The following is a 26625-nucleotide window of genomic DNA, read 5'->3' on the forward strand; positions in this document are numbered from 1 at the left end:
TATAGGTTTAATGCAGCGCGCGGCGGCAATGCCCCGTGACCACATGGCGAATGTCGGTTCGCTGGGCGTCATGCCAGCTGCCTGATAAGGCTGGTGATCTGATTTTCCCCAGTATTGAGGTTTGCAAGCGTTTCCAAATTCACGATCCGGACCGCTTCCGAGTCGCGGGGTATGTTTGGAGACACCTGCATACCCCTTTAGAACGGTTGCGGCATGCAAAATCAACTCTGCATGCCGCTCTGCAGCGAACAGGACTGAACTGAGTCCGAAACTGGACTTATCAGCGCTCTTTCACATAGGGTTCGCCACCGGCGCGGGGCGGGACCGCCTTGCCGACAAAGCCAGCCAGAATGACCACGGTGAGGACGTAGGGCAGGGCATCCATCGCCTGCACAGGGATAACCACACCGCCCAGATCAATGTTCTGGAACCGCAAGGCAATGGCTTGCAGCAGCCCGAATAACAGGCACGCGCCCATTGCATGCCAGGGCCGCCATTTTGCAAAGATCAGGGCAGCCAGTGCGATGAACCCACGGCCCGCGGTCATGTCTTTGACGAACCCGGCCTGCAACGCAGTAGCCAGATACGCCCCGGCAATGCCGCACAGCACACCGCAGATGGCAACCGCAGCATAGCGCAAGCCAACGACCGAGACACCAGCTGTGTCCACGGCAGCCGGGTTTTCACCCACGGCACGCAGGCGCAACCCGAACCGGGTGCGGTACAGAACCCACCAGGTTGCCGGCACCATCAGGAACGCGACATAGACCAGGATCGAATGGCCCGAGAGTAGCTCGGAATAGATCGGTCCGATGATCGGCACTCCGCTCAGCGACTCGGCAAAAGGGAAGTTGATCGGTGTGAAGCGACCGCCGCCAAACAGTGAGGGCGTGCGCCCACCCTGTTCGAACCAGCTTTGTGCGACAAGGACCGTCATACCTGCCGCAAGAAAGTTGATCGCGACCCCGGATATCAACTGGTTGCCCCGGAAGGTGATCGAGGCCAATCCATGAAGTCCTGAAAGCACAAGAGAAGAGGCAACCCCCGCTAGCAAGCCCAGCCAGACCGATCCGGTCACAGCCGCGACTGCCGCCGAAAAGAAGGCGGCCATCAGCATCTTGCCTTCCAGACCGATGTCGAAAATGCCCGCGCGTTCAGAATAAAGGCCAGCCAGACAGGCCAGCAATAGCGGTGTGGCCAAACGGATGCTCGAGTCCAGGACCTGGATGAGTGTTATAAAGAACTCCATCACTGCGCTCCCTTCCGCAGGCTCAGGAACAGCTTTTCAAGCGGCATCCGGACCATGTTGTCCAGTGCCCCGGTGAACAGGATCACCAGCGCCTGTATGACAACGATCAGTTCGCGAGGGATCGACGTCCAGAAGGCCAACTCCGCACCACCCTGATAGAGAAACCCGAACAGGATCGCCGCAAGAAACACACCGAACGGGTGCGACCGCCCCATGAGGGCCACGGCGATGCCGATGAAACCCGCGCCTTCGGTCGCATTCAAGACCAAGCGCTCTGCCTCACCCATCACGTTGTTGATCGCCATCAGCCCCGCCAGCGCGCCTGAAATCAGCATTGCAATGATCGTGATCCGCACCGGTGAAATGCCTGCATAGACAGCGCCGGTTTCGGTTTTGCCGTAGGATCGGATTTCATAGCCCAATCTTGTCCGCCAGATCAGCGCCCAGACAACAAAACAAGCCAAAACCGCAATGAAGAACGTAATGTTAACCGGAGTCCCCTTGAACACCACGTTGTCGGCGCTTGAGAACATCGACTGAAATGTCGGCAGGTGTACAGCCTCGGGGAAACGCGCCGAGGACGGGTCTTGCGCGCCCGGTGGCCGCATAAGGTTGACCAGAACGTAGTTCAGGAATGCCGCCGCAATAAAGTTGAACATGATCGTTGTGATCACGATGTGGCTGCCGCGTTTGGCCTGAAGATAGGCCGGAATGGCGGCCCATGCTGCGCCAAACAGCATTGCGCCTGCGCTTGCCGCTAACAGAGCAACGCTCCAATGCGGCCATGGGATGTAGAGACATACCAGGGCGACGCCCAGCCCACCCAGCATGGCCTGTCCTTCGCCCCCGATGTTGAAAAGCCGGGCATGGAAGGCGACGGCCACGGCCAACCCGGTGAACATGAAGTTGGTGGCGTAATACAGCGTATAACCCCATCCATAGGTCGACCCGAGCGCGCCGGTCACCATTAGCTTCACCGCTTCGACCGGGTTTTCCCCAATCGCAAGAATGACCAGAGCGGACAGGATTGCGGCCAATACCAGACTGATCAGCGGGATCAGTACTACATCGGCCCATTTGGGCATCTTTTCCATGTTACGCGGCCTCCCCCGCAACACCGGCCATCAACAGGCCAAGTTCTTTTTCATCAGTTTCATGGGGCAGTCGTTCGCCCATGACATGTCCGTCAAACATCACTGCAATACGGTCCGACAGTGAGAAGATTTCTTCCAACTCGACCGAGACCAGCAGGATCGCTTTGCCTTGATCGCGCAACGCGACGATCTGTTTGTGAATGAACTCGATCGCGCCGATATCGACGCCTCGGGTGGGTTGTCCGACCAACAACAGATCCGGGTTTCGTTCAATCTCGCGCGCGACAACAATCTTTTGTTGATTCCCGCCCGAGAAGCTTTTGGCTGCAAGCCATGCATCAGGTGGCCGAACGTCGAATTTCTCGATCTTGCGCTCGGTATCCGCGCGCAGGGCGGCATTGTTCATGAAAATCCCGCTCTGATAGGCGGGATCACGATGATAGCCGAAGGCCACGTTCTCCCATGCGTGAAAGTCCATCACAAGGCCTTCGCGCTGACGGTCTTCGGGCACGTGCGCGATATGTTGCGCCCGACGCGCCTGACCGTCCGATCCCGGACCGCTGAGCGCGAGCGGCCTGCCATTCAGTTTGATTGAACCCTGGCCCGGGCGCATACCGCCCAAAACTTCCAGAAGTTCCGATTGCCCGTTGCCAGCCACGCCTGCGATGCCGACGATTTCCCCGGCCCGAACAGTTAGATCGATACCTTTGACCCGTTCGACTCCAGCCGAATCGAAAACACTCAGCTTTTCAATTTCCAATACAGGCTTGCCGGGTTGTGCGGGCACTTTGTCGACCTGCAAAAGAACTTTGCGGCCTACCATCAGCTCGGCCAGTTCTTCGGGGCTGGTTTCAGCTGTTTTCACCGTAGCCGTCATCTGGCCGCGTCGCATCACCGAAACCGTATCGGTGTTTTCCATGATTTCGCGCAGCTTGTGCGTGATCACGATGATCGTTTTCCCTTCGGCCCGAAGCCGGTCAAGAATGCGGAACAGCTGGTCAGCTTCGGCTGGAGTCAGAACCCCGGTCGGTTCGTCCAGAATCAGGATTTCGGCCTTGCGATACAGCGCCTTAAGAATTTCGACCCGTTGCTGCATACCGACGCCAATCTCGTCGATACGCTTGTCGGGATCAACGAACAGCTCGTATTCTTCCTCCAGCGCTTTCAGTTCCTTACGCGCTTTGGACAAGGACGGGGCCAGTAGCCCGCCATCTTCGGCACCAAGCACGATATTTTCAAGAACGGTGAAATTTTCAACCAGTTTGAAATGTTGAAAAACCATGCCGATCCCGGCAGCAATGGCCGCCTGGCTGTCAGGGATTTCGGTCTTGTTTCCGTTGATCCAAATTTCACCTTTATCGGCTTTGTAAAAGCCGTAGAGAATGCTCATCAACGTGGATTTGCCCGCACCGTTTTCACCGATGATCCCATGGATCGTACCGGGGGCGACGCTGATGGAAATGTCTTTGTTGGCCTGAACCGGCCCAAAGGCTTTGGATATCCCTTTGAGCTCAATGGCGGGGACGGTCATGTCTTGTCCTCAATTGCCGAAAGGGCCGCGGTGTCATTCGCGGCAGAGTTAGGGCCGAGGCGGAGGTTGTACCCCCGCCTCGCGCGATATTAGAACTGCAGTGCGGGGCAGCTGTCGTTCTCGTAGTAGCTGACGACCGAGACATTACCGTCGATAATGTCCTGACGTGCCTTGTCGACGGCGCCCTTCATCTCGTCCGAGACCAGAGGTGCGTTGTTTTCATCCATCGCGACGCCAACACCTTCTTCGGCCAGACCCATCTGGAACACGCCAGTTTCCAGACCTTCACCTGCTTTCATCGCGTCATAAACGGCGACATCAACACGCTTGAGCATCGAGGTCAGAACCTTACCGGGGTGCAGGTGGTTCTGGTTGCTGTCCACGCCGATCGACAGGATGCCTTCGTCTGCTGCGGTTTGCAGAACACCAACACCGGTGCCGCCTGCGGCCGCATAGATCACATCAGCGCCCTGGCTGATCTGTGCTTTGGTCAGCTCGGACCCTTTAACCGGGTCGTTCCACGCCGCCGGAGTAGTTCCGGTCATGTTGGCAACAACGTTGATGTCAGGGTTCACGGCCTTGGCACCCTGTGCGTAACCACAGCCAAAGTGGCGGATCAGCGGGATATCCATACCGCCGATAAAGCCCACGGTACCGGATTCCGATGCCATCGCGGCCATCATGCCAACCAGATATGACCCTTCATGTTCGGCAAAACCGATCTGACGGATGTTGGGGATGTCCAGCCAGTTGACGTCAACCGCAACAAATTTGGTGTCGGGATAGTCGGCGGCGACGGCCGAAAGCGGATCAGCCATACCGAAACCCATCGTAATGATCGGGTTCGAACCGGATTCAGCGAAACGGCGCAGAGCTTGCTCGCGCTGTGCTTCGGACTGGATCTCGATCTCGTTGTAGCTGCCGCCTGTTTCTTCTGCCCAACGCGACGCGCCGTTATGGGCGGCTTCGTTGAACGATTTGTCGAACTTGCCACCAAGATCAAAGATCAGGGCAGGATCTGCAAGCGCGGCGCCAGCCGTAAGTGCGACTGCGGCGGTGGCACCCATCAAGGATTTCATCAGGGTCATTTCTTACTCCCGTTTGTTATTATCGATCGAGGCAAAGATAGCCCCGTTCACCCACTGTGAGCGAGCATAACTGTTGTGATGGCGGGAATTAAGGCCGTTTGCAACCGCCGTGGTCAACAGATTTTTGACCAAATGGTCTAAAAAATTGACCGAAGGCAGTTAATTCAGCGCGATTTCCATCACGATGGCGTCGATTTTCTGATTGTTTTCGCGAAGATAATAGGCCTTGCGCAAACCACAGGCACGATAGCCGCTGTTTTCGTACAACGCGATTGCTGGCAAGTTATCTGCAGCAACGTCCAGGAAAGCGCGTGTTGCGCCCAAAAATTTTGATTTGGAATGCCACTCTTGCATGCACGCTCGGGCCAGGCCCTGCCGCTGAAAGTTTGGATGAGTGGCGATCGTCAGCAATTCGGCCTCATCACCGATCACCTGGAATAACGCGAAAGATTTAGCATTTCCAACGGCATGGATGAACCGGTTGCTTAACAGGTCTTCGAATTCGACCGCAGCCCACGCACGTGATTGGGTAAATGCCGCCGCGTGTGTTTTGGCAAGGATTTCTGGGGTCATCAGTCCAGCAAAACCGGGGGGGAGTCTTTTGAAGGTGCCGCATCCGCGGGCCGAACATAGAGCGGGGCCGGCTTTGGGGTATGCGTCTGCCACCTTTGCCCGGCGATCCGGGCAATTGCGCGGATTTGCGCATCCGGGTCGTCATTCAGGAACAGGGGGCCAAGTGATTCTGCCTCGGTCTGAGGCATAAGCACGGGACCTTTGTCGGGCAACGCAACGTAAACCTGATCACGCGGAGCGCGGATGGCGGGTAGGGCGTCTTTGGACGTTTCGGCCAAAGCGTCAAACCCCGTAACGCCTACAGCAGGCACTCCGAGTCCCAAGGCCAAACCACGCGCTGCAGAAACCGAGATTCGAATACCTGTAAAGTTTCCCGGTCCGACACCGACACCGAGCGCGGACAGGTCTTTCCAGTCATAACCGGTTTCTGCCAGAATCTCTTCCAGCAACGGCATCAGACGTTCGGCCTGACCCCGTGACATGGTTTCTATGCGCGATGTGACGATTTGGTCCCCGCACAACAAAGCGGCCGCGCAATGCGCGGCCGATGTGTCAAATGCCAGAATGATCGGGTCAGACGGCAACAGGGCGCACCTCGGTCACTTCGGGGATGTAGTGGCGCAGCAGGTTTTCGATACCCATCTTCAGCGTCAAGGTCGAAGACGGGCAGCCTGCGCAAGCGCCTTGCATGTGCAGGTAGACAACGCCGCGGTCAAACCCGTGGAACGTGATATCACCACCGTCCTGAGCAACCGCCGGGCGGACGCGGCTATCCAGCAAGTCTTTGATTTGGTTCACGACTTCGGCGTCCTCGCCGGTGTGCTCTGCATGGCCCGACGCGGCCGTAGCGTCAGCACCGATGACCGGTTGACCGGACTGGTAATGTTCCATCACCGCACCCAGGATCGCGGGCTTGATGTGATCCCATTGGACGTCATCAGATTTGGTGACGGTCACGAAGTCATTGCCGAGGAACACGCCGGTCACACCGCCGACCGAAAAAATCCGTTTGGCCAGGGGTGATTTCTCGCCAGCTTCAGCCGATGGGAAATCCGCAGTTCCAGCTTCCAGCACGGTTTGACCGGGCAGAAACTTCAAGGTTGCAGGGTTCGGCGTGGATTCGGTCTGGATGAACATGTCACGGCTCCGTTTCAGTTGGTTCTGATATGCGGGTCCGGGCCGAATAAGTCAAGATTTGGAACGATTCTAAATTTTGGCGGCCAACCGGATCGCATCATCCAACCGGTCGTCACCCCAATATAGTTCATCACCGACCACAAAGCTGGGCGCGCCAAACAACCCCTTGGACTGAGCTGATTTGGTTTGTTCGATCAGCGCAGACTTGATTTCGGGGTCTTGGGTTCTGTCCAAAAAGCTCTCTGGCAAATCGGTAGACTTCAGGCAATCAACCAGAACTGCATCATCCGATACATTTCGACCTTGCGCAAATTCGGCTGCATAGACCGCCCGGACAAAACGCGCCTTCTGGGCCTGATCCTCAATCGCCAGTGTAAGACGCGCAGCCTTCAGGCCGTTTTGCGGAAACGGGTCCGGCTGTCGGAAGGGCAGGCCGCGCTGCGCCGTCAACCGTTCCATATCGCGCCACATATAGCGCCCCTTGGCTGGGTAGAGGTTGAATGGAGAATTGTCCCAACCCTGTGCTGCGAAAATGGGCCCCAGTAGAAAGGGGTGCCACTCAACAAAGACGTCTTGCTGTGCCGCAGCCTGCTCGATTCGCATTGCGCTAAGGTAGGAATAGGTCGATGCGAATTCGAACCAGAACTGGATGCGGTTCTGCATTAGGTGGCCTCAGGTGATGGCTTCCAGCTTTTCCTTGCTCAGGTCGCCGGGCACGATTGTGATCGGAATTGGCAAACTGCCCGAATTTTTGGTCAACTGCGTCACTAGGGGCCCGGGCCCCTTCTTTTCAATGCCGGCACCCAGTACCAGAACGCCGATTTCCGCGTCTGACTGGACATGTTCGATAATCTGAGGGACCGGATCGCCTTCGCGAATGGACAACTCGGGGTCGATCCCTTGTTTGTCGCGCATCCATTTGGCGAACACTTCGTAGTGCGCGTGAATGCGTTCACGTGCCTCTTCGCGCATGGTTTCAGCGACACCGATCCAGTGGTTGAACTCATCCGGTGGGATCACGGACAGGATCGTGACGCCGCCGCCGGTATGGGCGGCACGCATTGCCGCGAAACGCATAGCGTTCAGGCATTCGCGGCTGTCATCCAGAATGACTAGAAACTTACGCATGGTTGTCCTCGTGTATTTAGGGGGATCATGCCCGACCAGATGCGGGCTGGCAACACGGTGAGTCCCTACCGCTTGCTTGCTGCCCAGTCCCAGTAGAGCTCGCGCGCGCGGCGCGCAATTGGTCCAACCTGATATTGTGTATCTTCCAATGCGGTGACCGGCGTTAATTTGTTCATGTTGCCGGTCATAAACACTTCGTCCGCCTTGTGAAAATCTTCAAAGCTGAGGACAGATTCGTGGACTGTCACGCCGTCGGCGCGCAGGTTTTTGATATGCCGCGCGCGGGTGATTCCTGCCAGGAAAGTTCCATTTGGGGTGGGCGTGAAAACCTCGCCATCGCGGACCATGAAGATGTTTGCAGTAGCGGTCTCTGCCACGTGACCCAAAGCGTCCGCCACCAAAGCATTCGAGAAGCCTTTGGACCGGGCTTCCTGCAGCATGCGGGCGTTATTGGGGTACAGGCACCCGGCCTTGGCATTCACGACGGCTGATTCCAGAACCGGACGGCGGAACCGCGTGGTGGATAGGGTGACCGAGGCTGTTTCCGCCGCCATCGGTATTTCTTCCAGACAAATGGCAAAGCCCGTGCTGTTCTGCTGAGGCACGATGGCCGTGGCGTCGCCGTCAATCCCCCAATACATGGGCCGGATATAGACCGCAGCCCCTTTGGCATAGCTTTCCAACCCTTCCCGGACGATCTCGACCATCTGTGCGGTCGTGACGGTCGGCGTCAGCAGCAGCGCCTCTGCGGAACGGTTGACTCGTTCGCAATGAGCAGCCAGATCTGGGGCTAGCCCGTCAAAGTAGCGCGCACCATCAAAGACCGAAGACCCTAGCCATGCGCCATGATCTGCCGCGCGCATAATCGGGGCGTCCCCGTTATGCCACTGACCATCAAAATAGGTGCGGATATTCTTGCCGACTGCCATGACGCCCTCCTTTGCCCTTGGGGCAACCTAGGAAGGCGTCACAGGAAGGTCCAGCGCAATCAGCTTCGTTTTGCGCCAACCATGCCCACGATTTCGTAGGTCTGTTGCAGGATCGGGGCCGCAATTGCCCGTGCCTTGTCCGCACCGATGGCTAGAATCCGATCAATCTCGGCCTCTTCGCCCATCAGGCGTGCCATTTCTGTCGAGATCGGAGCCAGTTTGGCTACCGCCAATTCGGCCAGCATTGGTTTGAACTCGCCAAACTGCTTGCCGCCAACCTCAGCCAAAACCTGTTCCGCGGTCTGATCGCTGAGCGCAGCATAGATGTTGACCAGATTGCGCGCCTCGGGACGTTCGGACAGGCCATCGGTTTCCGATGGCAGCGCATCCGGGTCCGTCTTGGCCTTGCGGATTTTCTTGGCGATCGCGTCGGCATCGTCAGTCATATTGATCCGGGTCATGTCGGACGGGTCCGAAGATGACATTTTACGAGAGCCGTCGCGCAGGTTCATCACACGCGGCGCGGGGCCGCCGATGACCGGTTCGGTCACGGGGAAGAAATCGACGCCGTAATCATGGTTGAACTTGATCGCGATGTCGCGGGTCAGTTCCAGATGCTGTTTCTGGTCCTCGCCCACTGGCACATGCGTCGCGTGATAGGTCAGGATGTCAGCTGCCATCAGCGCCGGATAGGCAAACAAACCCAACGATGCATTCTGCGCGTTCTTGCCCGCTTTGTCCTTGAACTGTGTCATACGCTGCATCCAGCCCATGCGAGCGATACAGTTGAAGATCCATGCCAATTGTGTGTGCTCTGCCACCTGGCTCTGGTTGAACAGAATAGACTTTTCCGGGTCCAGACCAGCAGCAATGAAGCCGGCGCAGACTTCGCGAGTCTTCTCACGCAGACGGGCAGGGTCTTGCCAGACGGTGATCGCGTGCAGGTCGACCATGCAATAAATGGTCTCGTAATCTTCGCCCTGCATATCCACAAAACGCTTGAGCGCACCCAGGTAGTTGCCAAGGTGCAGGTTTCCCGAAGGCTGGATGCCGGAAAACACGCGCGGCGTGAACTTGGTTTCGGTCATCGAAGGGAACTCCCGTCTGGAAAAATCAGCCCCCGTCGCTTACCCATGAGGTCAAGGGACGTCAACAGCCGCGAAAGGCCAGCCCAATGAGCAGTGAGCATTATACACCCGCCGTGAACCCCTTGCCGCCGGTCGTGGTGGCGTTGGTGTTGTTTATCATGGGGATCGAATTGGCGTTTACGCTGGGTTCGCGCGGCCTGGTCGGAGGACCTGGCGCAGTGGGTTGGCGCCTGGATGCCTTGCAGAGCTATTCATTTTCCCCGGACATCTTTCACTGGATGATCGAGAACGGGCGCTGGCCGTTTGAACACGTGATCCGTTTCGTGACCTATCCGTTCGTCTCGGGCAGCTTTACGCAAGCGGTGTTCGTCAGCGTCTTCGTTCTGGCCATGGGCAAAATGGTGGCCGAAGTGTTCGGTGGCCTGCAGATGCTGATCATTTTCGTTGTGTCTGGGGTTGGCGGTGCGTTGATCTATGCGCTGCTGCTGAACCCAAATTACCCACTGGTCGGAGGGTTTCCCCCGGTCTATGGGCTGATTGGTGCATTCACGTGGTTGCTGTGGCGCAAGCTGTCTCTGGTCGGTGAGAACCAATCCCGCGCATTCAGCCTTATCGCGGTCTTGATGGGCATCCAGCTGGTGTTCGGGCTTTTGTTTGGCGGCACGTCGGATTGGGTCGCAGACCTTGGTGGATTTGCAACCGGATTCGGTTTGTCGTTTTTTCTGGTTCCCGGCGGATGGGCGCGGATCGTGGGACGTATCCGTCGCGAATAATCAGGACCGGCGTAGCGCTTTTCTGAATTCGGACACCTCGAACGCTTTGAGTAGGTGCCCAAGGAAAAAGTACGCAGTTGCGGCCACGACGATCAGGGCAAGCAACGCCGCATAGCGCCATCCCGGTATCTGGAATACCCAGCCAAAGAGGTGAAGGGCGGCGAAAAGCACAACGCCCATACCCAACGACGCCGCGACGATGCGCCAGGCGCGCCGTTTGAACCGTTCGTCAAACCGCGCCTCATCACCGAAACGGCGCGCACCGATGGCCAGTAGCGCAACCATTGCCCAGCCCGCCGCCGAGGCTGCGATAGCTGGTGCGATCCACCCAAGAAATGGAAACAGGCCGAAAGCCAGCCCGGCATTCACAACCATCGCAACCACCGCATACCGGAAAGGGGACTTCGTGTCCTCGCGGGCGAAGAACAATGGTTGCAAAAGCTTCTGCAGCATGAAGGCCGGCAGGCCGATCCCGTAAATCGCCACGGCCAGTGCCGTTGCCGCGGTGTCTTCGGGGCCGAACTGACCGCGTTCGAACAGGACCGACACCAGAGGTATGGGGATGATCATAAAGGCCACCGTCGACGGCAGGGTCAGTAGCAACGTGAACTCGCCGGCGCGGGAATATGCATTGCGGGCACCGTCCTTGTCGCCTGCCCGCAGGCGACGGGAAAGGTCCGGCAGCAGCACGATCCCAACCGCGATGCCGACCACTCCCAAAGGCAGCTGATACAACCGGTCAGCTGCGAACAGCCAGCTGACGGCCTTTTCAGTTTTAGAGGCAACAAGCTGACCAACCACCAGATTGACCTGCGTAACGCCCATCGCCAAAGCGGCGGGAACGGCAATGCGCACCATGTGCCGCATTTCCGGGCTGAGATTGGGTTTGCCGGGGCGAATTCGAATGCCTGCGCGTTCCGTCGCAACCCAGACGAGCGCGAGTTGCGCGACCCCGGCCAGCGGGATCACTGCGATCAGCCATCGGATCACCTCACCCCCGGACAGGGCGCCTGCGATCAGGGCGGTACAGGCAAAAATGTTTAGCAACACCGGAGCTGCGGCAGCGGCAGCGAACCGCCCGGTGGCATTCAAAACGCCGGAAAACAGCGCCGCCAGCGACATAAACAGGATGTAGGGAAAAACTACATAGCCATAATCAACGGCCAGATCGAACCGTTCGTCGCCGTAGAACCCTTCGGCAGTGAGCCAGACAAGCCCGGGCATGAAAACCATCGCCAGTCCGACCAGCGCCAGCACGGCCACGGCTAAAAGGTTGAAGGCATCCTGCGCAAAGCTTTGGGCGTTTTCCTCGCCCTCCAGGCGTTTCGAAAACATCGGTACAAAGGCGGCGTTGAAGGCACCTTCGGCAAAAAACCGTCGGAACATGTTGGGCAGGCGGAAGGCGGCAACAAAGGCGTCCATCACCGGACCCGGCCCAATGAAAGCCGTTAGCAGAATCTCTCGTAGAAATCCCAAAATCCGGCTGGAGAGTGTCCAGAATCCGACTGTAAACAGTCCTGAAAACAATCGGATTTGTTTCATGAAATTGCGCGCTCCGCACCTTCGGTGATGGCTGTGCGCAGCTTGGTTTCAAGGCCGCGTTGTTTGCTTTCCGAGTGGTATTTCAGGCCGAACATGTCCTTGACGTAGAAGGTATCGACAACCTGTTCGCCATAGGTCGCAATGACCGCATTGGCGATATAAACGTTGGCGGCGGCCAGCGTCCTTGTCAGGTCATACAGCAGGCCGGGACGATCACGGGTATCAACCTCGATGATCGTGTAGATCTCGGACCCGTCATTGTCGAAGATTATATGGGTCGGCACGTTGAAGGCGCGTTCGCGTTTCTTGATCTTGTCGCGCGATTTCAATGCGTCCCGCGCGATCACTTCACCCTTTAGCGTCTTATGGATCATTTGCGTCAATCGCGGCAGGCGGCTTGCTTCAAAAGGATGACCGTCGGCATCCTGGATCCAGAATGCATCGGTGACGTATCCGTCCTTTGTCGTATAGCTCCGGGCGTCGACCACGTTAGCCCCGACCAAAGCAAGCGCACCGGCGATGCGCGCAAAAATCCCGGGGTGGTCTGCCATGGCAAAACAGGCACGGGTGGCGTCGCGGTCGTCATCCGGGTGCAGGTGAATTTCCATCGCTCCAGGGTCGCCACTGTGTTCTAGCGCGCGCAGCATTTTCGCAAACTCAACATGCGTGGACAGGTTCAAGCCCTGCCAATACGGCGCATAGTGCCGTCCCGTTTCAGCCTTCAGGTCAGCCTTGGACCAGTCGCTGAGTGCCGCGCGCAACGCCTTTTTGGCCTCGGCTCCGCGGTTGGCCCGGTTCAGGTCCTCCATGCCGGTTTCCAGCGCCCGCTTGGTTTCTGTGTGCAAAGCGCGCAGCAGAGTTGCCTTCCAGTTGTTCCAGGTGTTGGGCCCTACGCCGCGAATGTCACAAACGGTAAGAACCGTGAGTAGATCCAACCGTTTGACCGTCTTCACTGCTTTGGCAAAGTCACGGACCGTACGCGGATCCGAGATGTCGCGTTTCTGTGCCATATCCGACATCAGCAAGTGATACCGTACCAGCCATTCCACGGTCTCCGAGTCGGATTTGTTCAGGCCCAAACGCGGAGCCACCTTGCGCGCGATCTGAGCGCCAAGGATCGAGTGATCTTCTGGTCGCCCCTTGGCGATGTCATGCAGCAGCAACGCGACGAATAGAACCTTGCGATTAACTCCGCGTTTCAGAATCGACGAGGCCAAGGGCAGAGATTCGACCAATTCACCGCGTTCAATCTGGGCCAGATTGACGATGGTCTGGATCGTATGTTCGTCCACGGTATAGCTGTGATACATGTTGAACTGCATCATCGCCACGATGTGCTCGAACTCTGGCAGAAAGGCCGACAATACGCCCAATTCGTTCATGCGGCGCAGGGCGCGTTCCGGGTTGCCGTGCTTCAGCATCAGGTCCAGAAAAATGCGCTGCGCCTCTTTGTTTTGGCGCATGTCGTCGTCGATAAGTTGCAGATTGGCAGTCACAAGCCGCATTGCATCCGGGTGGATCAGCATTCCCGTACGCAAACCTTCATCAAACAGACGCAGCAGGTTTAGTTTGTCCGATAGAAAGGTCTTGGGGTCTGCCACATCCAGACGGCCGTGAACCACCTTGTATCCCGATTTGACACGCGGCCTGCGCCGAAAGATGCGCTCCAGTAAGGCCGCGCCTTTCACGTGCGAGGCTTCGAGCTTGGTCAGGAAAATCCGGGTCAACTCACCGACACGCGTTGCCTCTCGGAAGTAACGCTGCATGAAAACTTCAACCGCCCGACGCCCTGCACGATCCTCATAGCCCATGCGGTCGGCCACCTCGACCTGCAGGTCGAAGGTCAGTTGCTCTGTGGCGCGCCCTGTCACCAAATGCAGATGCGATCGGACGGCCCAAAGAAACTCTTCAGCCTCAACAAAGGTGTTGAACTCTTCGGGTGTAAAAAGACCCAGGGGAACCAGTTCGGCCACGTCCTGAACGCCATAGATGTACTTGGCGATCCAGTAGAGAGACTGCAGATCGCGCAGTCCTCCTTTGCCTTCTTTGACATTGGGCTCAACCATATAGCGTTCACCCTGTTTGTGGTGACGCTCATCCCGTTCCTGCAGTTTGGCCTCGATGAACTGACGTTCGCTGCCTTTGAAGAGTTCGGTTTTCAGACGATTATCAAGCTCTTGGGCAAGGGCCGCGTCGCCAGCCAGGTAACGCTGCTCCAGCATGGCGGTGCGGATTGTGAAATCTTCTGTGCCCAGACGCAGGCAATCCTTGATCGTTCGGGATGAATGGCCAACCTTCAGGCGTAGATCCCAAAGCATGTAGAGCATGGACTCGATGACGCTCTCGGCCCAGGCGGTGATCTTGTACGGGGTCAGGAACAGCAGATCGACGTCTGAGGCCGGAGCCATTTCACCCCGCCCGTATCCGCCTACGGCCAGAACCGCGATCCTTTCGCCCTGCGTTGGTGTTGCCAGAGGATGCAAGTGCACGCTGGCTACCTGCATGGCAGTGCAGACAAGGCCGTCGGTCAGATAGGTATAGGACCGGGTCAAAGGTCTGGCGTCGAAGGAGCGTTCGGCGAAGGCCTCTGCAATGGTCTTGCGCCCAGCCTTTTGGGCATCACGCAGGATGCGCACGGTTTCATTGCGCCGTGCGGCATTGTCCTGAATATTATTAAAGGCTTCCGACAGCTGGGCCATGACGGCGGCACTGTCGAAAATTTCATCAGCCGGGCAAATCAGTTCACCCTGAGGGGTGAGCGTCAGCTCTGGCTGATCAGAAACCGGCGCCTGAGAAGCTTTGAGGGGCGGAGTCAATCACTACTACCTGTTTGTTCTGGATCGTGGCAACGGCCAGACCGCGTTCGTTCGTACCGTTGGGCCGCAAGCGGAAGATGCCGCCAACACCCTGGAACCCTGCGTTCTGAGTCAGGGCCGAGGCGGTCAGTGCATCTGACTTACCCTGACTAACTAGTGCTGCAATTGCCGCGATCCCATCATAGGCTAAGCCGCTGATCGGATGGGGGGCCTCGCCATAGGTGTTGTTATACCGCTGGCGATAGGCCTGCGCCTTTGCCGGATCGGGCAGAGCGAACCAGCCGCCTTGTACGCCGGGCAGTTCCAGCGTCTGAGCCGGAATATCCCAGCGCGTCAAGCCAATGAACTGGGTGGTGGATGGCGATACACCTGCTTCGGGCAGCAATTGGGAATACAGCGGCAATGCACCAGCCGTCGTCGCTGTCAGAAACACGGAATCTGCACCTGCTGCATCTACCGTCGCCTTGATTGTGGGCACCGAGTTGATGACACCTTGCTGAGACCGGTCATAACCAACCGTCCCTGCGTTCGCTACGCGGCTGCTGGCAAGCGCCGTTGCGATAGCCGACTGTCCCAGCTGCCCAGCTGAGTCGTTGCTGTGGACAATGACCATGCTGTTCTTGCCTTGGGATCCGGCGAAGTTGACCAAACGATTTGCCGTGTTCTGAAAGGTCGGACCCAGAACAAAGACATTGCCACCCGCGATACTGGTATTGTTTGAGAAGGACAGGACGTTGACCTGATTGTTCAGCACCGCCAATCCGGCCGAGTTTGCTGCCTGTGCGTAAACCGGGCCAATGATTATCTTTGCCCCGTCTGCGACGGCCTGTTGCGCCACCGTCGCTGCCGTGTTCGAGCTGCCCCGCGTGTCGTAAACACGCAGATCAATCTGCACGTTTTGCAAGTCTGCCATTGCAAGGCGCGCAGCGTTTTCAAGGCTCCGCGCCAGTTGTGCGTCACCGGAATTCCCCGATCCTGCCGGAACCAACAGCGCGACCGGTACGGGTTTGGATGTATTGATCGACGGGCCTCCGCCAAGACCTCCGGGCTCACACGCGGCGAGGAATGCTGCGGTTGCCAGGATCGCGGCGGATTTCGCCAGCTTGCGAACGGGCTTGCAAACGGTAAACATCTAAATGAAAACTCCCTGTCCCGGCGGCTTGGGGTACCACCAATCTGTTATGCCGCGATAATAAACGTCACGCTGTGAGGGTCCAGCTTTGAATTTCCAAAAAGTAAGATTGGGCGCTGGCCTGTATTTTGTTGCCACTCCGATCGGGGCGGCGCGCGATATCACGCTTAGAGCGCTGGATGTGCTCGCTTCGGCGGATGTCATCGCCGCCGAAGACACGCGCAGCTTGCGCCGGTTAATGGAAATCCACGGAGTCCCGCTGGAAGGACGTCGGATCCTAGCCTATCACGATCACAGCGGCGCAGGTGCGCGGGGGAAAATCCTTGATTCTCTGCAAGACGGGAAGTCTGTGGCTTATGCGTCCGAAGCTGGTATGCCAATGATCGCTGATCCCGGTTACGACCTGGGGCGACAAGCAGCAGAAGCCGGCCACACGGTGACCTGCGCGCCCGGACCGTCTGCTGCGCTAATGGCATTGACCCTTGCGGGATTGCCGACGGACGCGTTTTTCTTTGCGGGGTTCCTGCCCAATGCAAAAGGCGCGCGCCGCTCACGGATCGAGGCGTTGCGGGACGTACCGGGTACTTTGGTTTTTTACGAGTCGCCAAAGCGCGTGGCGGCGTGTCTGTCTGACCTTGCTGATGTTCTGGGCGGAAATCGTCAGGCTGCTATGTGCCGGGAACTCACTAAGAAATTCGAAGAAGTTCGTCGCGGGTCGCTGGAAGAACTGGCGACAGACCTGCAAGGTCAGACGGTCAAAGGTGAAATCGTGCTGCTCGTGGATCGCGGCCATTCGGAAACTGTTAACGAATCCGACATAGAAGAGGCTTTGACACGAGCCTTGGAAACCCACTCGGTTCGGGACGCGGCTGATTTGGTATCAGAAATGTACAAACTGCCGCGGCGCCCGATCTATCAGAAGGCTCTGAAGCTGGGAAAGGGATGAAATGGGTGCACAATCCGTTCGAAGTTCTGTGTCATATTATGCTGGGCAAGCAGCAGAGCAACAGGTTGCAGCAGAATACGAACGGCATGGATTTTCTGTTGCCCACCGCCGCTGGCGTGGCGCCGGCGGGGAAATTGATCTGATTGCGCGTAACTCGGACGGGATTGTTTTTGTCGAGGTTAAGAAAAGCACCAGTTTCGATGCGGCTGCAGCCCGGATCAATCGGCGTCAGATGGATCGTATCTGCGCATCTGCTGCCCAATATCTGGAAACTGAGCCCAGCGGACAACTGACGAGTGTTCGGTTTGACGCGGCTTTGGTTGACGCGTCGGGCGCCGTTCAAATTATCGAAAACGCTTTTGGTTTGGCGTGATCACCATTGAACCACCGGCGTGGCTGGGCCATGTATCTGGCGTGAAACTGAGGGACACGCCATGAAAATCGCCTTTCAGATGGACCCGATCGGGGCCGTGGATATCAATGCCGACAGCTCATTCCGTCTGGCGGAAGAGGCGCAGGCGCGCGGACATACACTGTTTTTCTACAGCCCGGATCAACTGGCCTATCAAGAGGGGCGGATCACCGCGCGCGGTCAGGACATGAAAGTTCAGCGAGTGGAAGGCAATCCGGCGGAACTCGGCCCGGAACGTGAAGTGGACCTGGCCGAGTTTGACGTGATCTGGCTGCGTCAGGACCCGCCGTTTGACATGCATTACATCACATCGACCCACCTGCTGGACCGTCTTAAGGGCCAGGTTTTGGTTGTAAATGATCCGTTTTGGGTGCGGAACTACCCTGAAAAGCTGCTGGTTCTGGATTTCCCTGACCTGACGCCACCAACAACGATTGCGCGTGACCTAACGACGATCAAGGCGTTCAAGGAAAAGCACGGCGACGTCATCCTGAAACCGCTCTATGGCAATGGTGGTGCCGGTGTGTTCCGGCTGGACGCAAATGACCGCAACCTGACATCATTGCACGAGCTGTTTACCGGATTTTCGCGCGAGCCACTAATCGTGCAGAAGTTCCTGCCCGATGTCAGCAATGGCGACAAACGCGTTATTCTGGTCGACGGTGAAGCCGTCGGCGCGATCAACCGGGTACCCGCTGCAGGCGAAACACGTTCGAACATGCATGTAGGCGGACGGCCTGAAAAAATCGGCCTGTCTGAGCGCGATCTGGAAATCTGCGCCGCGATTGGTCCGTTGCTGAAAGAAAAGGGTCAAGTATTCGTCGGGATCGACGTGATCGGCGACTACCTGACGGAAATCAACGTGACCTCGCCAACCGGCATTCAGGAACTGGAACGGTTCAACGGCGTGAACATCGCCGAGAAAATTTGGCAGGCGATCGAGGCCACACTCTAAAGCGTGGCCTTGGCGCTGATGCGGAAGCTCAGCGCTTCGGCAATATGGGGGCGTCGGACATCCGGTGCGCCGTCTAGATCAGCGATAGTGCGTGCCACGCGCAGGATGCGGTGAAAGGCGCGGGCGGAAAGGCCAAAGCGTTCGGCGGCCTTTAGCAGCAGTTCTTTCCCTTCGGCATCCGGCGCCGCTATTTCGTCCAGCAACTTGCCCTCGACGTCTGCGTTCTGACGGGTGGACGGCATATCGCGAAACCGCTCTGCCTGAATAGAACGGGCCTGTTCAACCCGCGCAGCTACTGCGGCTGAACCGTCGCCCGAGGGCGGCAAATCAAGATCGGTGAACCCAACCGGAGGCACTTCGATTCTTAAATCGAACCGATCCATCAGTGGTCCGGAGATTCGGCTCAGATAATCCTCACCGCAAACCGGCGCACGCGAACAGGCGCGACCAGGGTCAGTCAGGTATCCGCATTTACAGGGGTTGGCCGCGGCCACGAGCATGAAACGGCAGGGGTATTTCACGTGCGCGTTTGCCCGTGCGACCATGACTTCTCCGGTTTCGATCGGCTGGCGCAAGGTCTCAAGAACAGTGCGAGGAAACTCGGGGAACTCGTCCATGAACAGAACCCCGTTATGGGCCAGTGATATCTCACCTGGTTTGGCTCCTCTACCGCCACCAACGATTGCGGCCATCGACGCCGTGTGATGCGGTTCGCGGAAGGGGCGGCTGCGGCTGATCCCACCTTCGTCCAAAAGCCCGCAAAGCGATTGAATCATCGACGTCTCCAACGCTTCGGCCGGTGTGAGCGGGGGCAATATTCCGGGCAACCGCGCGGCCAGCATGGATTTGCCTGAGCCCGGTGTGCCGGTCATGATCAGGTGGTGCCGGCCCGCTGCGGCAATCTCCAAGGCACGCTTTGCGCGTTCTTGCCCTTTTACGTCGCGCAAATTCCGCACGCTGGGCTCAAACATGACTTCGCCGGGCTGGGCGGCGGGCAAAGGCGACTGGCCGGAAAAATGTCGCACGACATCACCCAGAGATCCCGCCCCGATCACCTGAGTTGCGTCGACCCACGCGGCCTCGGCGCTGGACGCACGCGGGCAAAGCAAAGCGCGATCCTCTGCTGCTGCGGTCATAGCGGCAGGCAGGGCGCCGACAACAGGTACCAGAGAGCCGTCCAGAGACAATTCGCCCAGCGACACCGATCCTTCGGCGGCGTCCCGAGGAATGATCTCTAACGCAGATAGCAGCGCGACCGCGATGGGCAGGTCGAAATGGCTGCCTTCCTTGGGCAGGTCGGCCGGTGACAGATTGATCGTGATCCGTTTTGACGGCAATGCGATGGCCATGGAACTTAACGCGCTGCGGACGCGGTCCCGCGCTTCGGACACGGCTTTGTCTGGCAATCCTACAATGGAAAAGGCGGGCAAGCCCGGCGAGACGGCGCATTGCACCTCGACCGGGCGGGCATCAACCCCTTGAAAAGCAACGGTATGGGCGCGGGCAACCATGAATGACCTTTTTGGTTAACAGGTCGTTGCTGCCACAGTGGCGGTTTAAGAATCGTTAACGGCGCGGGTCATTTCGGTGAATTTTGGCCAGGCTCCGGGATCAGCGACAGTTTTGTCACGGCAGAACGAATTACAGAACCCCCAGCGTTGGCCGTCGAGTTCAAGAACTGCAGTAATGGCTTTGCCGGAATAGGGGCAGGTGTCATTGATTGACGTCGTGCCATTCACCGCCTTTGCCTGCGACGTGTCGCCGATTGGCCAAGGTTCTGATTGCAGATCCATTGGGTAGGGAAATGGGTCGTATTCGACGGTCAGTCCCATCGCACGCCATTGGCGGACGGGTCCATCTGACAGCAACTCAAGACAGTATTCGCGACTGGCGTCAGACACGGGCAAGCCGTAGCCGATGATCCGCGCCGCGACTGGTGTGTAGAACACGTCAGCCAGCGAATAGCGACCGAACAAACGACCGGTATCCGCGCCTGACACATCACGGGCATGAGCCCACAAGGTCTCGATCCTTGCTAGATCGGTGCGCGTCTCAGACGAGGGAACGAACCCTTGCCAACACTGTTTGAGTTGCATCGGACACTGCCCGCGCAATGCGCCAAATCCAGCTACCATTTCCGCGCAAAGCCATCGCGCGGTGGCGCGCGCGGCAGGATCTTCGGGCCACAACCCGGCTTCCGGATGCAACTCGGCCAGCGTTTCCGCCATCGCCAGACTTTCCCCAACCGCGGTGCCGTCAGGCAATCGCAGGGCAGGGACAAGGCGGGCAGGGGCGAGGGGTTTCATATCCTCGGCCATGGTGCCCGAATAAAGGCCGATCATATTGGAACGATAGGGCAGGCCGAACTTTTCCAGCATCAGCCAGCCACGCATAGACCAGCTGGAAAACAAGCGGTCTCCGATAAACAAATCATAAGTCATGCGGCAAGGATGGCGTGGCAGACCCGTTCAGTAAATCAGTGAATTGTGCGCGGTTGCATCACGGAAGATGATTGATCCGCCCAACGGACCAGTGTTTTCCGTTGTGAGTGATGTCGGTAACCGAAAGGTTGTCGATGCGATGGCTAAAGGCTTCTTGCGCGTCGACGTTAAGCGCCCTTTGGACCTGTGTCAGGATCACGCCAAAATGCGCCACGACCACGATATCGCGCCCGCTGTGTTGCGCGATCAATTGGTCAACGGCTGCGTTGACGCGTCCGCGAACCTCGTTCCAGCTTTCCCCGTTTGGGGGACGTACGTCGCCGGGGTTGTCCCAATATGCGAATGCAAGCTCGGGGTCTTCGGCCTCGATCTCTTTGAAAGCACGCAGCTCCCACGTGCCGAAATTGATTTCGCGCAGCGCGGGTCGATGCGGTAGGCGCTGGCGGTTACCCTGTATGGCTGAGGCGGTATCTGCGGCCCGGCTCAGATCAGAGGAAACAACAAGTGCCGTGGCGGGTAGGTGGTCATGCAAGCGGGTAACGGCTGCCCGATCGCTCAGATCGGCGGGAAGGTCGGACCAACCGACCATCGTTTTGGCATGAGTTGGGCCGTGACGCACAAGATGCAGACGTGTCAATCCAGTTGTCCCTTCAATACCATTGGCAAGCCGGCCGTGACCTGCACCACCAGATCGGCCTCGGCGGCCAACGCGATGTTCAACCGCCCCTGCGCCTCGCGGAATCGGCGGGATAGTGCATTGTCAGGGACGATCCCGTGTCCAACCTCGTTCGAGACGATGACGACTTGTGAGGAACACAGGCGCAAGGACTGCAAAAGCGCGCTTTGCGCCTGTTCCAAATCGTTTTCTGCAAGCAGGTGATTGGTCAGCCACATAGTGGCGCAGTCGATCAGACAAACAGAGTTCGGGGACAAATCCGCCAATGTCGGGCCAAGGTCAAACGGTGCCTCGATCGTCTTCCAGCCTTCGCCCCGTTGAGAAATATGGCGCTGAACCTTACCTCGCATCTCATCATCAAACACTTGTGATGTCGCAAGGTAAACTCTCTTTTTTCCTGATGAAACAACAAGATGTTCGGCAAAAGCCGACTTGCCCGAGGCCGCGCCGCCCAACACAAAGGTTAAATCCGGACTCACGATAATTACCTTCCATGTGATCCACCCGGTTTTGTTTTGCGTATCGTTCATAGGTCGGCAAAGCAACCCCGGCCCGCGCCTGTGAAAAGGGGAGATTTCAATGGCACTGGACAATGCGAACGACTTTTCGATGTCCCGGAGGGCAATGAAAGCTGAACTTCTGGATGCGGAAACAGAATTGAAGTTGGCATATGCGTGGCGGGATGACCGCGATGAACAGGCCCTTCACCGGTTGATCACAGCCTATATGCGCCTGGCTATTTCAATGGCGGCCAAGTTCAAACGCTATGGCGCGCCGATGAATGACCTCATCCAAGAGGCAGGTCTGGGCTTGATGAAGGCCGCCGACAAGTTTGATCCCGATCGGGGAGTGCGGTTTTCGACCTACGCGGTCTGGTGGATCAAGGCGAGCATTCAGGACTATGTGATGCGCAATTGGTCCATGGTTCGCACCGGGTCCACATCTTCGCAAAAATCACTGTTCTTCAACATGCGACGTGTGCAAGCCCGGCTGGAGCGGGAAGCCGCGACCGAGGGCATGGATCTTGACCGTCATCAATTGCACCAGATGATTGCCGCAGAGATCGGCGTTCCGCTGCGAGACGTGGAAATGATGGAAGGCCGTTTGTCCGGTTCTGATTTTTCGCTGAATGCCGTTCAATCGGCTGATGAAGACGGCCGCGAATGGATCGATGCGCTGGAAGATGAGCGCGAACAAGCTGCAGAAGCGGTCGAAAACAGTCACGATACCCAGCAATTGCGTGAATGGCTGGTGACGGCAATGCAGGCATTGAACGATCGCGAACGGTTCATTGTCCGCGAACGTAAGCTGCGCGAACCGGCCCGCACGCTGGAAAGCCTTGGGCAGGAACTGAGTTTGTCAAAGGAGCGCGTGCGTCAGCTTGAGGCTGCGGCTTTTGTGAAAATGCGCAAGAACCTTGAAGCTCAATCGCGTGAGGTGCAACACTTCATCGCATGAAACATCTTGCGATTCTGCTTTGTGCACTGGTGGTTATGGCCAACCCTGGCCATGCCGATGACCTGATACCTGACGACGTTGTGTCCGCGATGACTTCAGCGGACGTCGTCATATTGGGTGAAATTCACGACAACCCGCAGCACCACATTGTTCAGGCCGAGGCGTTGAAGGCAATCAATCCCTCGGCGGTTGTCTGGGAAATGGTGACTGAAGAAGGTGCTCAGAGATTGGCGGATAAGGCCGTCTCTGATCCAGAGGAGCTTGCCAGGATTTTGAAGTGGCTCGAATCCGGCTGGCCGCCCCTTAGCATGTACTATCCGGTATTTCAGGCGTCGGACGCGCCGGTGTATGGTGCGATGGTTCCGCGCGCGGCGGCGCGAGCAGCCATGGAACGCGGCGCGGCCACAGCGTTGGGCGCAGATGCCGCGCGCTACGGTCTGACTGTCCCACTGCCAAGGGATGAACAGGCGGCGCGTGAAGCCGATCAATTGGCGGCTCATTGCAATGCGATACCCGAGACCGCTTTGCCGCAATTGGTTGCAATTCAGAGGCTGCGGGACGCGGTTCTGACCAGGGCCATACTACAAGCGGTGGACGATACCGGCGGTCCCGTTGCCGTGATCACTGGCAATGGTCACGCTCGCAAGGACAGGGGCATCCCAACTTTTCTGTCACGTCTGCGCCCAGGCTTGAAGGTTTTCGTGTTGGGTCAGTCCGAGGATGGTGTTGTAGACGGTGTGTTTGACGCAGTTATCGACAGCCCCGGCATTGAGCGTGAAGACCCCTGTCTGGCTTTTCAGACACAGAATTAACCGCTGGAACTGTCCGTTGGCCTTCCCTAATGTCGGGCCGACCGGTACGGGAAGGGCACAACATGCTGGCATCGAAACGCATTCTTTTGATCATCGGCGCAGGGATCGCGGCCTACAAGTCGCTGGATCTGATCCGGCGACTGAAAGAGCGCGGTGCCTCAGTGACACCGGTTCTGACTGGCGCGGCAGAAGAGTTTGTAACCCCGCTGTCGGTCTCGGCACTCGCCGGAGAGAAGGTATACCGCGAACTGTTTGACCTGACCGATGAGGCCGAGATGGGCCATATCCAACTGTCGCGGTCCGCTGATCTGATCGTAGTCGCACCGGCCACGGCGGATATGATGGGAAAGATGGCTGCAGGTTTGGCCAACGATCTGGCTTCGACCTTGCTGATGGCGACGGATACTCCGGTTTTGTGTGCACCGGCGATGAATGTCCGGATGTGGGACCATCCCTCGACACAACGCAACCTCAAGCAATTGCAGGCAGATGGCATACGCTTTGTCGGCCCCAATGAGGGTGACATGGCCTGTGGCGAATACGGTCCAGGCCGCATGTCTGAACCGCTGGAAATTGTGTCTGCGGTCGAGGCACAGCTTGGTGACGGCCCTCTTAAGGGCAGGCGTATTCTGGTCACTTCGGGCCCGACCCATGAACCAATTGACCCGGTGCGCTACATCGCAAATCGATCATCCGGCGCGCAAGGTACTGCGGTGGCACGGGCGTTATCTGCGCTGGGCGCAGACGTGATTTTTGTCACCGGCCCTGCGGATGTTCCGCCGCCCGACGGTGTGCAAGTGATCCGCGTGGAAACCGCCCAGCAGATGTCTGATGCAGTGGATGCTGCAATGCCAGTGGACGCGGGTGTCTTTGCAGCTGCAGTTGCGGACTGGCGCATGGCGACGGCCTCGGACAAGAAATTGAAGAAAAGCCGCGATGGTCTGCCGGTGCTGGAGTTTGCCGAGAACCCGGATATCCTCAAACGCGTGTCGCAGCTGGATGCAATTCGGCCGTCTCTGGTGGTTGGTTTTGCCGCAGAAACCGACAACGTGCTGGAACACGCCACCGCAAAACGTGCGCGAAAAGGCTGTGATTGGATCGTCGCCAATGATGTCAGCCCGGCGACCGGCATCATGGGGGGCTCGGAAAACGCGGTTACCCTGATCTCGGACGATGGGGCAGAAGAATGGCCGCGTATGGACAAGGATGCCGTGGCGCAACGTTTGGCGCAAAAGATCGCCGACGCTTTGACAAGCTAAACAAGAGGTGCAGTGATGGTAGCAATTCGTGTGATCCGCGAAGACGGGGCTGATCCGGCCATCGCTTTGCCCTCTTATGAAACGACCGGAGCGGCGGGGGCGGACGTCCGGGCGAACCTGCCCGATGGAGCGCCGATCACGCTGAAGCCGGGGCAGCGTGCCTTGGTTCCCACCGGGTTGCGGATCGAAATTCCAAACGGGTACGAAGTACAGGTTCGACCCCGATCCGGCCTAGCATTAAAACACGGGATCACCTTGCCCAACACGCCCGGCACGATCGACAGCGACTATCGTGGTCCGTTAGGTGTAATATTGCTAAATGTAGGCCAGGAAAGCTTTGAGATTGCGCATGGCGAACGCATCGCGCAATTGGTTGTTGCTCCTGTCATGCAGGCGACGTTTGAAGCTGTTGAAGCGCTCAGCGATACAGATCGCGGTGCCGGCGGTTTCGGCTCGACCGGACGCGGCTGATGTTTCTGGTTCTTATCCTTGCTGCCGGTCTGTGGGGCATTGGGTATATGGCCGGCGTGTCCCGAACTGCCCGATCCGTATCGGTCGGTGTTTTGTTGATCGGGGTACTGGTCATTCAGTTGACCTTACCGGACGGGCACCCGCTGCGTGAGGCAACCGGCGGGTCCGCGGCCTTGTGGTTGATCCTGGCTGGTACGGTGGTTCTGGTTCTGATTTACGGCAGAGTGCTTAATGCGCTGCGCAATCGCGCTGCGCCACAGTCAGCCGAGGAAACCGCGATGCCATCAGACAACTTCTCTGAGACCGAACTGGAACGCTATGCACGCCATATCGTCCTGCGAGAACTTGGCGGGCCGGGGCAAAAAAAGATGAAACAGGCCCGCGTTCTGGTTGTCGGTGCGGGTGGGCTTGGCGCACCTGCTTTGCAATACCTTGCCGCGGCCGGTGTGGGTACGATCGGTGTGATCGACGACGATATTGTTGAAAACGCCAATCTGCAGCGGCAGGTGATCCATCGCGACGCTGATATCGGGATGCCTAAAGTTTTCTCGGCCCAGCAGGCCATGCAGGCTCAAAACCCAAACGTCGTTGTACTGCCTTACCATCGCCGCCTGACCGATGAAATCGCAGCGGACCTGTTCGACGATTTTGACCTGATCCTCGACGGGACCGACAATTTCGAAACGCGCTATTTGGCCAATCGTACTGCGGTGGCGCTGGGTAAGCCGCTGATTTCGGGTGCTCTGTCACAATGGGAAGGTCAGCTAAGCGTCTTTGACCCGGCCAACGGTGCCCCGTGTTATCAGTGTATCTTCCCCGAGGCCCCGGCCCCTGGCTTGGCCCCATCTTGTGCCGAGGCCGGCGTCATTGGCCCGCTGCCCGGCGTTGTGGGCTCGATGATGGCGGTTGAGGCGATCAAGGTAATCACGGGCGCCGGGCAGGCGCTGCGCGCAGAAATGCTGATTTATGACGCACTTTATGGCGAAAGCCGCAAGATCACCCTGACGCGACGTTCGGATTGCCCCATTTGCGGAGCAGAAGACGCGTAGGGCAATCGTCGCGCCAGCATTGCAGTAGAATTTCGATGTATTGCAGGCACCGCCTCTGGACCATTC

27 protein-coding genes are annotated in these 26625 nt (G+C 57.9%); 9 read left to right on the forward strand and 18 right to left on the reverse strand.

All coding sequences use genetic code 11. The features are described 5' to 3' along the window. Positions 1–280 precede the first annotated feature (280 nt). The 11 genes from GOW92_RS18020 to trpS form a co-directional block, all read right to left on the reverse strand. Positions 281–1249: an ABC transporter permease gene (locus GOW92_RS18020; protein WP_170562827.1), complete on the reverse strand. Its 969-nt coding sequence runs from the start codon at positions 1247–1249 to the stop codon at positions 281–283. Then, positions 1249–2343, reverse strand: a complete 1095-nt coding sequence (locus GOW92_RS18025) for an ABC transporter permease (protein WP_170562830.1) — start codon at positions 2341–2343, stop codon at positions 1249–1251. Before GOW92_RS18025 ends, GOW92_RS18020 begins: the two co-directional genes overlap by 1 nt. Before the next feature lies 1 nt (position 2344). After that, positions 2345–3874 (reverse strand): ABC transporter ATP-binding protein, encoded by a 1530-nt coding sequence (locus GOW92_RS18030; RefSeq protein WP_170562834.1) that lies wholly within the window; start codon positions 3872–3874, stop codon positions 2345–2347. Positions 3875–3963: 89 nt separating this feature from the next. Next, entirely contained in the window at positions 3964–4962 is a 999-nt protein-coding gene (locus GOW92_RS18035; RefSeq protein ID WP_170562837.1) for a BMP family lipoprotein, read from the reverse strand. Positions 4963–5121: 159 nt separating this feature from the next. Beyond that, complete coding sequence (locus GOW92_RS18040) at positions 5122–5535, reverse strand: GNAT family N-acetyltransferase (protein WP_170562841.1); 414 nt, start codon at positions 5533–5535, stop codon at positions 5122–5124. Further along, positions 5535–6119 (reverse strand): tRNA (adenosine(37)-N6)-threonylcarbamoyltransferase complex dimerization subunit type 1 TsaB, encoded by a 585-nt coding sequence (gene tsaB, locus GOW92_RS18045; protein ID WP_170562845.1) that lies wholly within the window; start codon positions 6117–6119, stop codon positions 5535–5537. The genes GOW92_RS18040 and tsaB overlap by 1 nt, the downstream gene beginning before the upstream one ends. After that, positions 6109–6672 (reverse strand): NifU family protein, encoded by a 564-nt coding sequence (locus GOW92_RS18050; RefSeq protein WP_170562848.1) that lies wholly within the window; start codon positions 6670–6672, stop codon positions 6109–6111. The genes tsaB and GOW92_RS18050 overlap by 11 nt, the downstream gene beginning before the upstream one ends. A gap of 69 nt (positions 6673–6741) precedes the next feature. Further along, the gene (locus GOW92_RS18055; protein ID WP_170562851.1) at positions 6742–7335 is read right to left on the reverse strand and encodes a 2-hydroxychromene-2-carboxylate isomerase; all 594 of its coding nucleotides are present in this window, start codon (positions 7333–7335) and stop codon (positions 6742–6744) included. A gap of 9 nt (positions 7336–7344) precedes the next feature. Beyond that, entirely contained in the window at positions 7345–7800 is a 456-nt protein-coding gene (locus tag GOW92_RS18060) for a universal stress protein (protein WP_170562854.1), read from the reverse strand. 65 nt (positions 7801–7865) lie between these two features. Continuing rightward, positions 7866–8729, reverse strand: a complete 864-nt coding sequence (locus GOW92_RS18065) for a branched-chain amino acid aminotransferase (protein ID WP_170562856.1) — start codon at positions 8727–8729, stop codon at positions 7866–7868. 59 nt (positions 8730–8788) lie between these two features. Next, on the reverse strand, positions 8789–9817 hold the full coding sequence (trpS, locus tag GOW92_RS18070) for a tryptophan--tRNA ligase (RefSeq protein ID WP_170562858.1): 1029 nt from the start codon (positions 9815–9817) through the stop codon (positions 8789–8791). 86 nt (positions 9818–9903) lie between these two features. Between trpS and GOW92_RS18075 the strand changes: the two genes are divergently transcribed. After that, complete coding sequence (locus GOW92_RS18075; protein ID WP_170562860.1) at positions 9904–10590, forward strand: rhomboid family intramembrane serine protease; 687 nt, start codon at positions 9904–9906, stop codon at positions 10588–10590. On the opposite strand, the gene murJ is transcribed toward GOW92_RS18075, so the two are convergent. From murJ to GOW92_RS18090, 3 genes are read right to left on the reverse strand one after another with little or no spacing between them, the layout of a single operon-like run. Continuing rightward, positions 10591–12132: a murein biosynthesis integral membrane protein MurJ gene (gene murJ / locus GOW92_RS18080; protein ID WP_170562862.1), complete on the reverse strand. Its 1542-nt coding sequence runs from the start codon at positions 12130–12132 to the stop codon at positions 10591–10593. Continuing rightward, positions 12129–14948, reverse strand: a complete 2820-nt coding sequence (locus tag GOW92_RS18085) for a [protein-PII] uridylyltransferase (RefSeq protein ID WP_170562864.1) — start codon at positions 14946–14948, stop codon at positions 12129–12131. Before GOW92_RS18085 ends, murJ begins: the two co-directional genes overlap by 4 nt. Next, the gene (locus tag GOW92_RS18090) at positions 14908–16080 is read right to left on the reverse strand and encodes a penicillin-binding protein activator (RefSeq protein ID WP_170562865.1); all 1173 of its coding nucleotides are present in this window, start codon (positions 16078–16080) and stop codon (positions 14908–14910) included. Before GOW92_RS18090 ends, GOW92_RS18085 begins: the two co-directional genes overlap by 41 nt. Before the next feature lie 88 nt (positions 16081–16168). Between GOW92_RS18090 and rsmI the strand changes: the two genes are divergently transcribed. The 3 genes from rsmI (at position 16169) to gshB (ending at position 18393) form a co-directional block, all read left to right on the forward strand. Then, the gene (rsmI, locus tag GOW92_RS18095; RefSeq protein WP_170562868.1) at positions 16169–17026 is read left to right on the forward strand and encodes a 16S rRNA (cytidine(1402)-2'-O)-methyltransferase; all 858 of its coding nucleotides are present in this window, start codon (positions 16169–16171) and stop codon (positions 17024–17026) included. A 1-nt stretch (position 17027) separates the two neighbouring features. Beyond that, the gene (locus GOW92_RS18100; protein ID WP_170562871.1) at positions 17028–17399 is read left to right on the forward strand and encodes a YraN family protein; all 372 of its coding nucleotides are present in this window, start codon (positions 17028–17030) and stop codon (positions 17397–17399) included. Positions 17400–17460: 61 nt separating this feature from the next. Then, positions 17461–18393, forward strand: a complete 933-nt coding sequence (gene gshB, locus GOW92_RS18105; protein ID WP_170562874.1) for a glutathione synthase — start codon at positions 17461–17463, stop codon at positions 18391–18393. Here gshB and GOW92_RS18110 read toward each other — a convergent pair. From GOW92_RS18110 to cobU, 4 genes are read right to left on the reverse strand one after another with little or no spacing between them, the layout of a single operon-like run. Next, the gene (locus tag GOW92_RS18110; RefSeq protein WP_170562878.1) at positions 18390–19904 is read right to left on the reverse strand and encodes a YifB family Mg chelatase-like AAA ATPase; all 1515 of its coding nucleotides are present in this window, start codon (positions 19902–19904) and stop codon (positions 18390–18392) included. The two genes, gshB and GOW92_RS18110, sit on opposite strands and share 4 nt — an antisense overlap. Before the next feature lie 45 nt (positions 19905–19949). Continuing rightward, the gene (locus GOW92_RS18115; protein ID WP_170562882.1) at positions 19950–20834 is read right to left on the reverse strand and encodes a glutathione S-transferase; all 885 of its coding nucleotides are present in this window, start codon (positions 20832–20834) and stop codon (positions 19950–19952) included. A 58-nt stretch (positions 20835–20892) separates the two neighbouring features. After that, positions 20893–21471 carry a histidine phosphatase family protein gene (locus GOW92_RS18120; RefSeq protein WP_170562885.1) on the reverse strand — a complete coding sequence of 193 codons (579 nt, stop codon included), beginning with the start codon at positions 21469–21471 and terminating at the stop codon, positions 20893–20895. Next, complete coding sequence (gene cobU / locus GOW92_RS18125) at positions 21468–21989, reverse strand: bifunctional adenosylcobinamide kinase/adenosylcobinamide-phosphate guanylyltransferase (RefSeq protein WP_170562888.1); 522 nt, start codon at positions 21987–21989, stop codon at positions 21468–21470. The genes GOW92_RS18120 and cobU overlap by 4 nt, the downstream gene beginning before the upstream one ends. Positions 21990–22089: 100 nt before the next feature. Between cobU and GOW92_RS18130 the strand changes: the two genes are divergently transcribed. From GOW92_RS18130 to GOW92_RS18150, 5 genes are all read left to right on the forward strand, one after another. Next, positions 22090–22968: an RNA polymerase factor sigma-32 gene (locus tag GOW92_RS18130; protein ID WP_170562892.1), complete on the forward strand. Its 879-nt coding sequence runs from the start codon at positions 22090–22092 to the stop codon at positions 22966–22968. Then, positions 22965–23780 carry a ChaN family lipoprotein gene (locus GOW92_RS18135; RefSeq protein WP_170562895.1) on the forward strand — a complete coding sequence of 272 codons (816 nt, stop codon included), beginning with the start codon at positions 22965–22967 and terminating at the stop codon, positions 23778–23780. The genes GOW92_RS18130 and GOW92_RS18135 overlap by 4 nt, the downstream gene beginning before the upstream one ends. A gap of 62 nt (positions 23781–23842) precedes the next feature. Beyond that, a complete protein-coding gene (gene coaBC / locus GOW92_RS18140; RefSeq protein ID WP_170562899.1) occupies positions 23843–25039 on the forward strand; it encodes a bifunctional phosphopantothenoylcysteine decarboxylase/phosphopantothenate--cysteine ligase CoaBC in 1197 nt (398 codons plus the stop codon). Positions 25040–25054: 15 nt separating this feature from the next. Further along, positions 25055–25510 carry a dUTP diphosphatase gene (dut, locus tag GOW92_RS18145; protein ID WP_170562902.1) on the forward strand — a complete coding sequence of 152 codons (456 nt, stop codon included), beginning with the start codon at positions 25055–25057 and terminating at the stop codon, positions 25508–25510. Further along, positions 25510–26559: a HesA/MoeB/ThiF family protein gene (locus tag GOW92_RS18150; protein ID WP_170562905.1), complete on the forward strand. Its 1050-nt coding sequence runs from the start codon at positions 25510–25512 to the stop codon at positions 26557–26559. The genes dut and GOW92_RS18150 overlap by 1 nt, the downstream gene beginning before the upstream one ends. The last annotated feature ends 66 nt before the right edge of the window (positions 26560–26625 follow it).

This window comes from Ruegeria atlantica (assembly GCF_013032505.1).
Taxonomy (GTDB): Bacteria; Pseudomonadota; Alphaproteobacteria; order Rhodobacterales; family Rhodobacteraceae; genus Ruegeria; species Ruegeria atlantica_F.

Coding starts and splice junctions, on each gene's coding strand:
- GOW92_RS18020 (WP_170562827.1), bottom strand. CDS start 1,249: ATGGAGTTCTTTATAACACTCATCCAGGTCCTGGACTCGAGCATCCGT.
- GOW92_RS18025 (WP_170562830.1), bottom strand. CDS start 2,343: ATGGAAAAGATGCCCAAATGGGCCGATGTAGTACTGATCCCGCTGATC.
- GOW92_RS18030 (WP_170562834.1), bottom strand. CDS start 3,874: ATGACCGTCCCCGCCATTGAGCTCAAAGGGATATCCAAAGCCTTTGGG.
- GOW92_RS18035 (WP_170562837.1), bottom strand. CDS start 4,962: ATGACCCTGATGAAATCCTTGATGGGTGCCACCGCCGCAGTCGCACTT.
- GOW92_RS18040 (WP_170562841.1), bottom strand. CDS start 5,535: ATGACCCCAGAAATCCTTGCCAAAACACACGCGGCGGCATTTACCCAA.
- GOW92_RS18050 (WP_170562848.1), bottom strand. CDS start 6,672: ATGTTCATCCAGACCGAATCCACGCCGAACCCTGCAACCTTGAAGTTT.
- GOW92_RS18055 (WP_170562851.1), bottom strand. CDS start 7,335: ATGCAGAACCGCATCCAGTTCTGGTTCGAATTCGCATCGACCTATTCC.
- GOW92_RS18060 (WP_170562854.1), bottom strand. CDS start 7,800: ATGCGTAAGTTTCTAGTCATTCTGGATGACAGCCGCGAATGCCTGAAC.
- GOW92_RS18065 (WP_170562856.1), bottom strand. CDS start 8,729: ATGGCAGTCGGCAAGAATATCCGCACCTATTTTGATGGTCAGTGGCAT.
- trpS (WP_170562858.1), bottom strand. CDS start 9,817: ATGACCGAAACCAAGTTCACGCCGCGCGTGTTTTCCGGCATCCAGCCT.
- GOW92_RS18075 (WP_170562860.1), top strand. CDS start 9,904: ATGAGCAGTGAGCATTATACACCCGCCGTGAACCCCTTGCCGCCGGTC.
- murJ (WP_170562862.1), bottom strand. CDS start 12,132: ATGAAACAAATCCGATTGTTTTCAGGACTGTTTACAGTCGGATTCTGG.
- GOW92_RS18090 (WP_170562865.1), bottom strand. CDS start 16,080: ATGTTTACCGTTTGCAAGCCCGTTCGCAAGCTGGCGAAATCCGCCGCG.
- GOW92_RS18100 (WP_170562871.1), top strand. CDS start 17,028: ATGGGTGCACAATCCGTTCGAAGTTCTGTGTCATATTATGCTGGGCAA.
- gshB (WP_170562874.1), top strand. CDS start 17,461: ATGAAAATCGCCTTTCAGATGGACCCGATCGGGGCCGTGGATATCAAT.
- GOW92_RS18110 (WP_170562878.1), bottom strand. CDS start 19,904: ATGGTTGCCCGCGCCCATACCGTTGCTTTTCAAGGGGTTGATGCCCGC.
- GOW92_RS18115 (WP_170562882.1), bottom strand. CDS start 20,834: ATGACTTATGATTTGTTTATCGGAGACCGCTTGTTTTCCAGCTGGTCT.
- GOW92_RS18130 (WP_170562892.1), top strand. CDS start 22,090: ATGGCACTGGACAATGCGAACGACTTTTCGATGTCCCGGAGGGCAATG.
- GOW92_RS18135 (WP_170562895.1), top strand. CDS start 22,965: ATGAAACATCTTGCGATTCTGCTTTGTGCACTGGTGGTTATGGCCAAC.
- coaBC (WP_170562899.1), top strand. CDS start 23,843: ATGCTGGCATCGAAACGCATTCTTTTGATCATCGGCGCAGGGATCGCG.
- dut (WP_170562902.1), top strand. CDS start 25,055: ATGGTAGCAATTCGTGTGATCCGCGAAGACGGGGCTGATCCGGCCATC.
- GOW92_RS18150 (WP_170562905.1), top strand. CDS start 25,510: ATGTTTCTGGTTCTTATCCTTGCTGCCGGTCTGTGGGGCATTGGGTAT.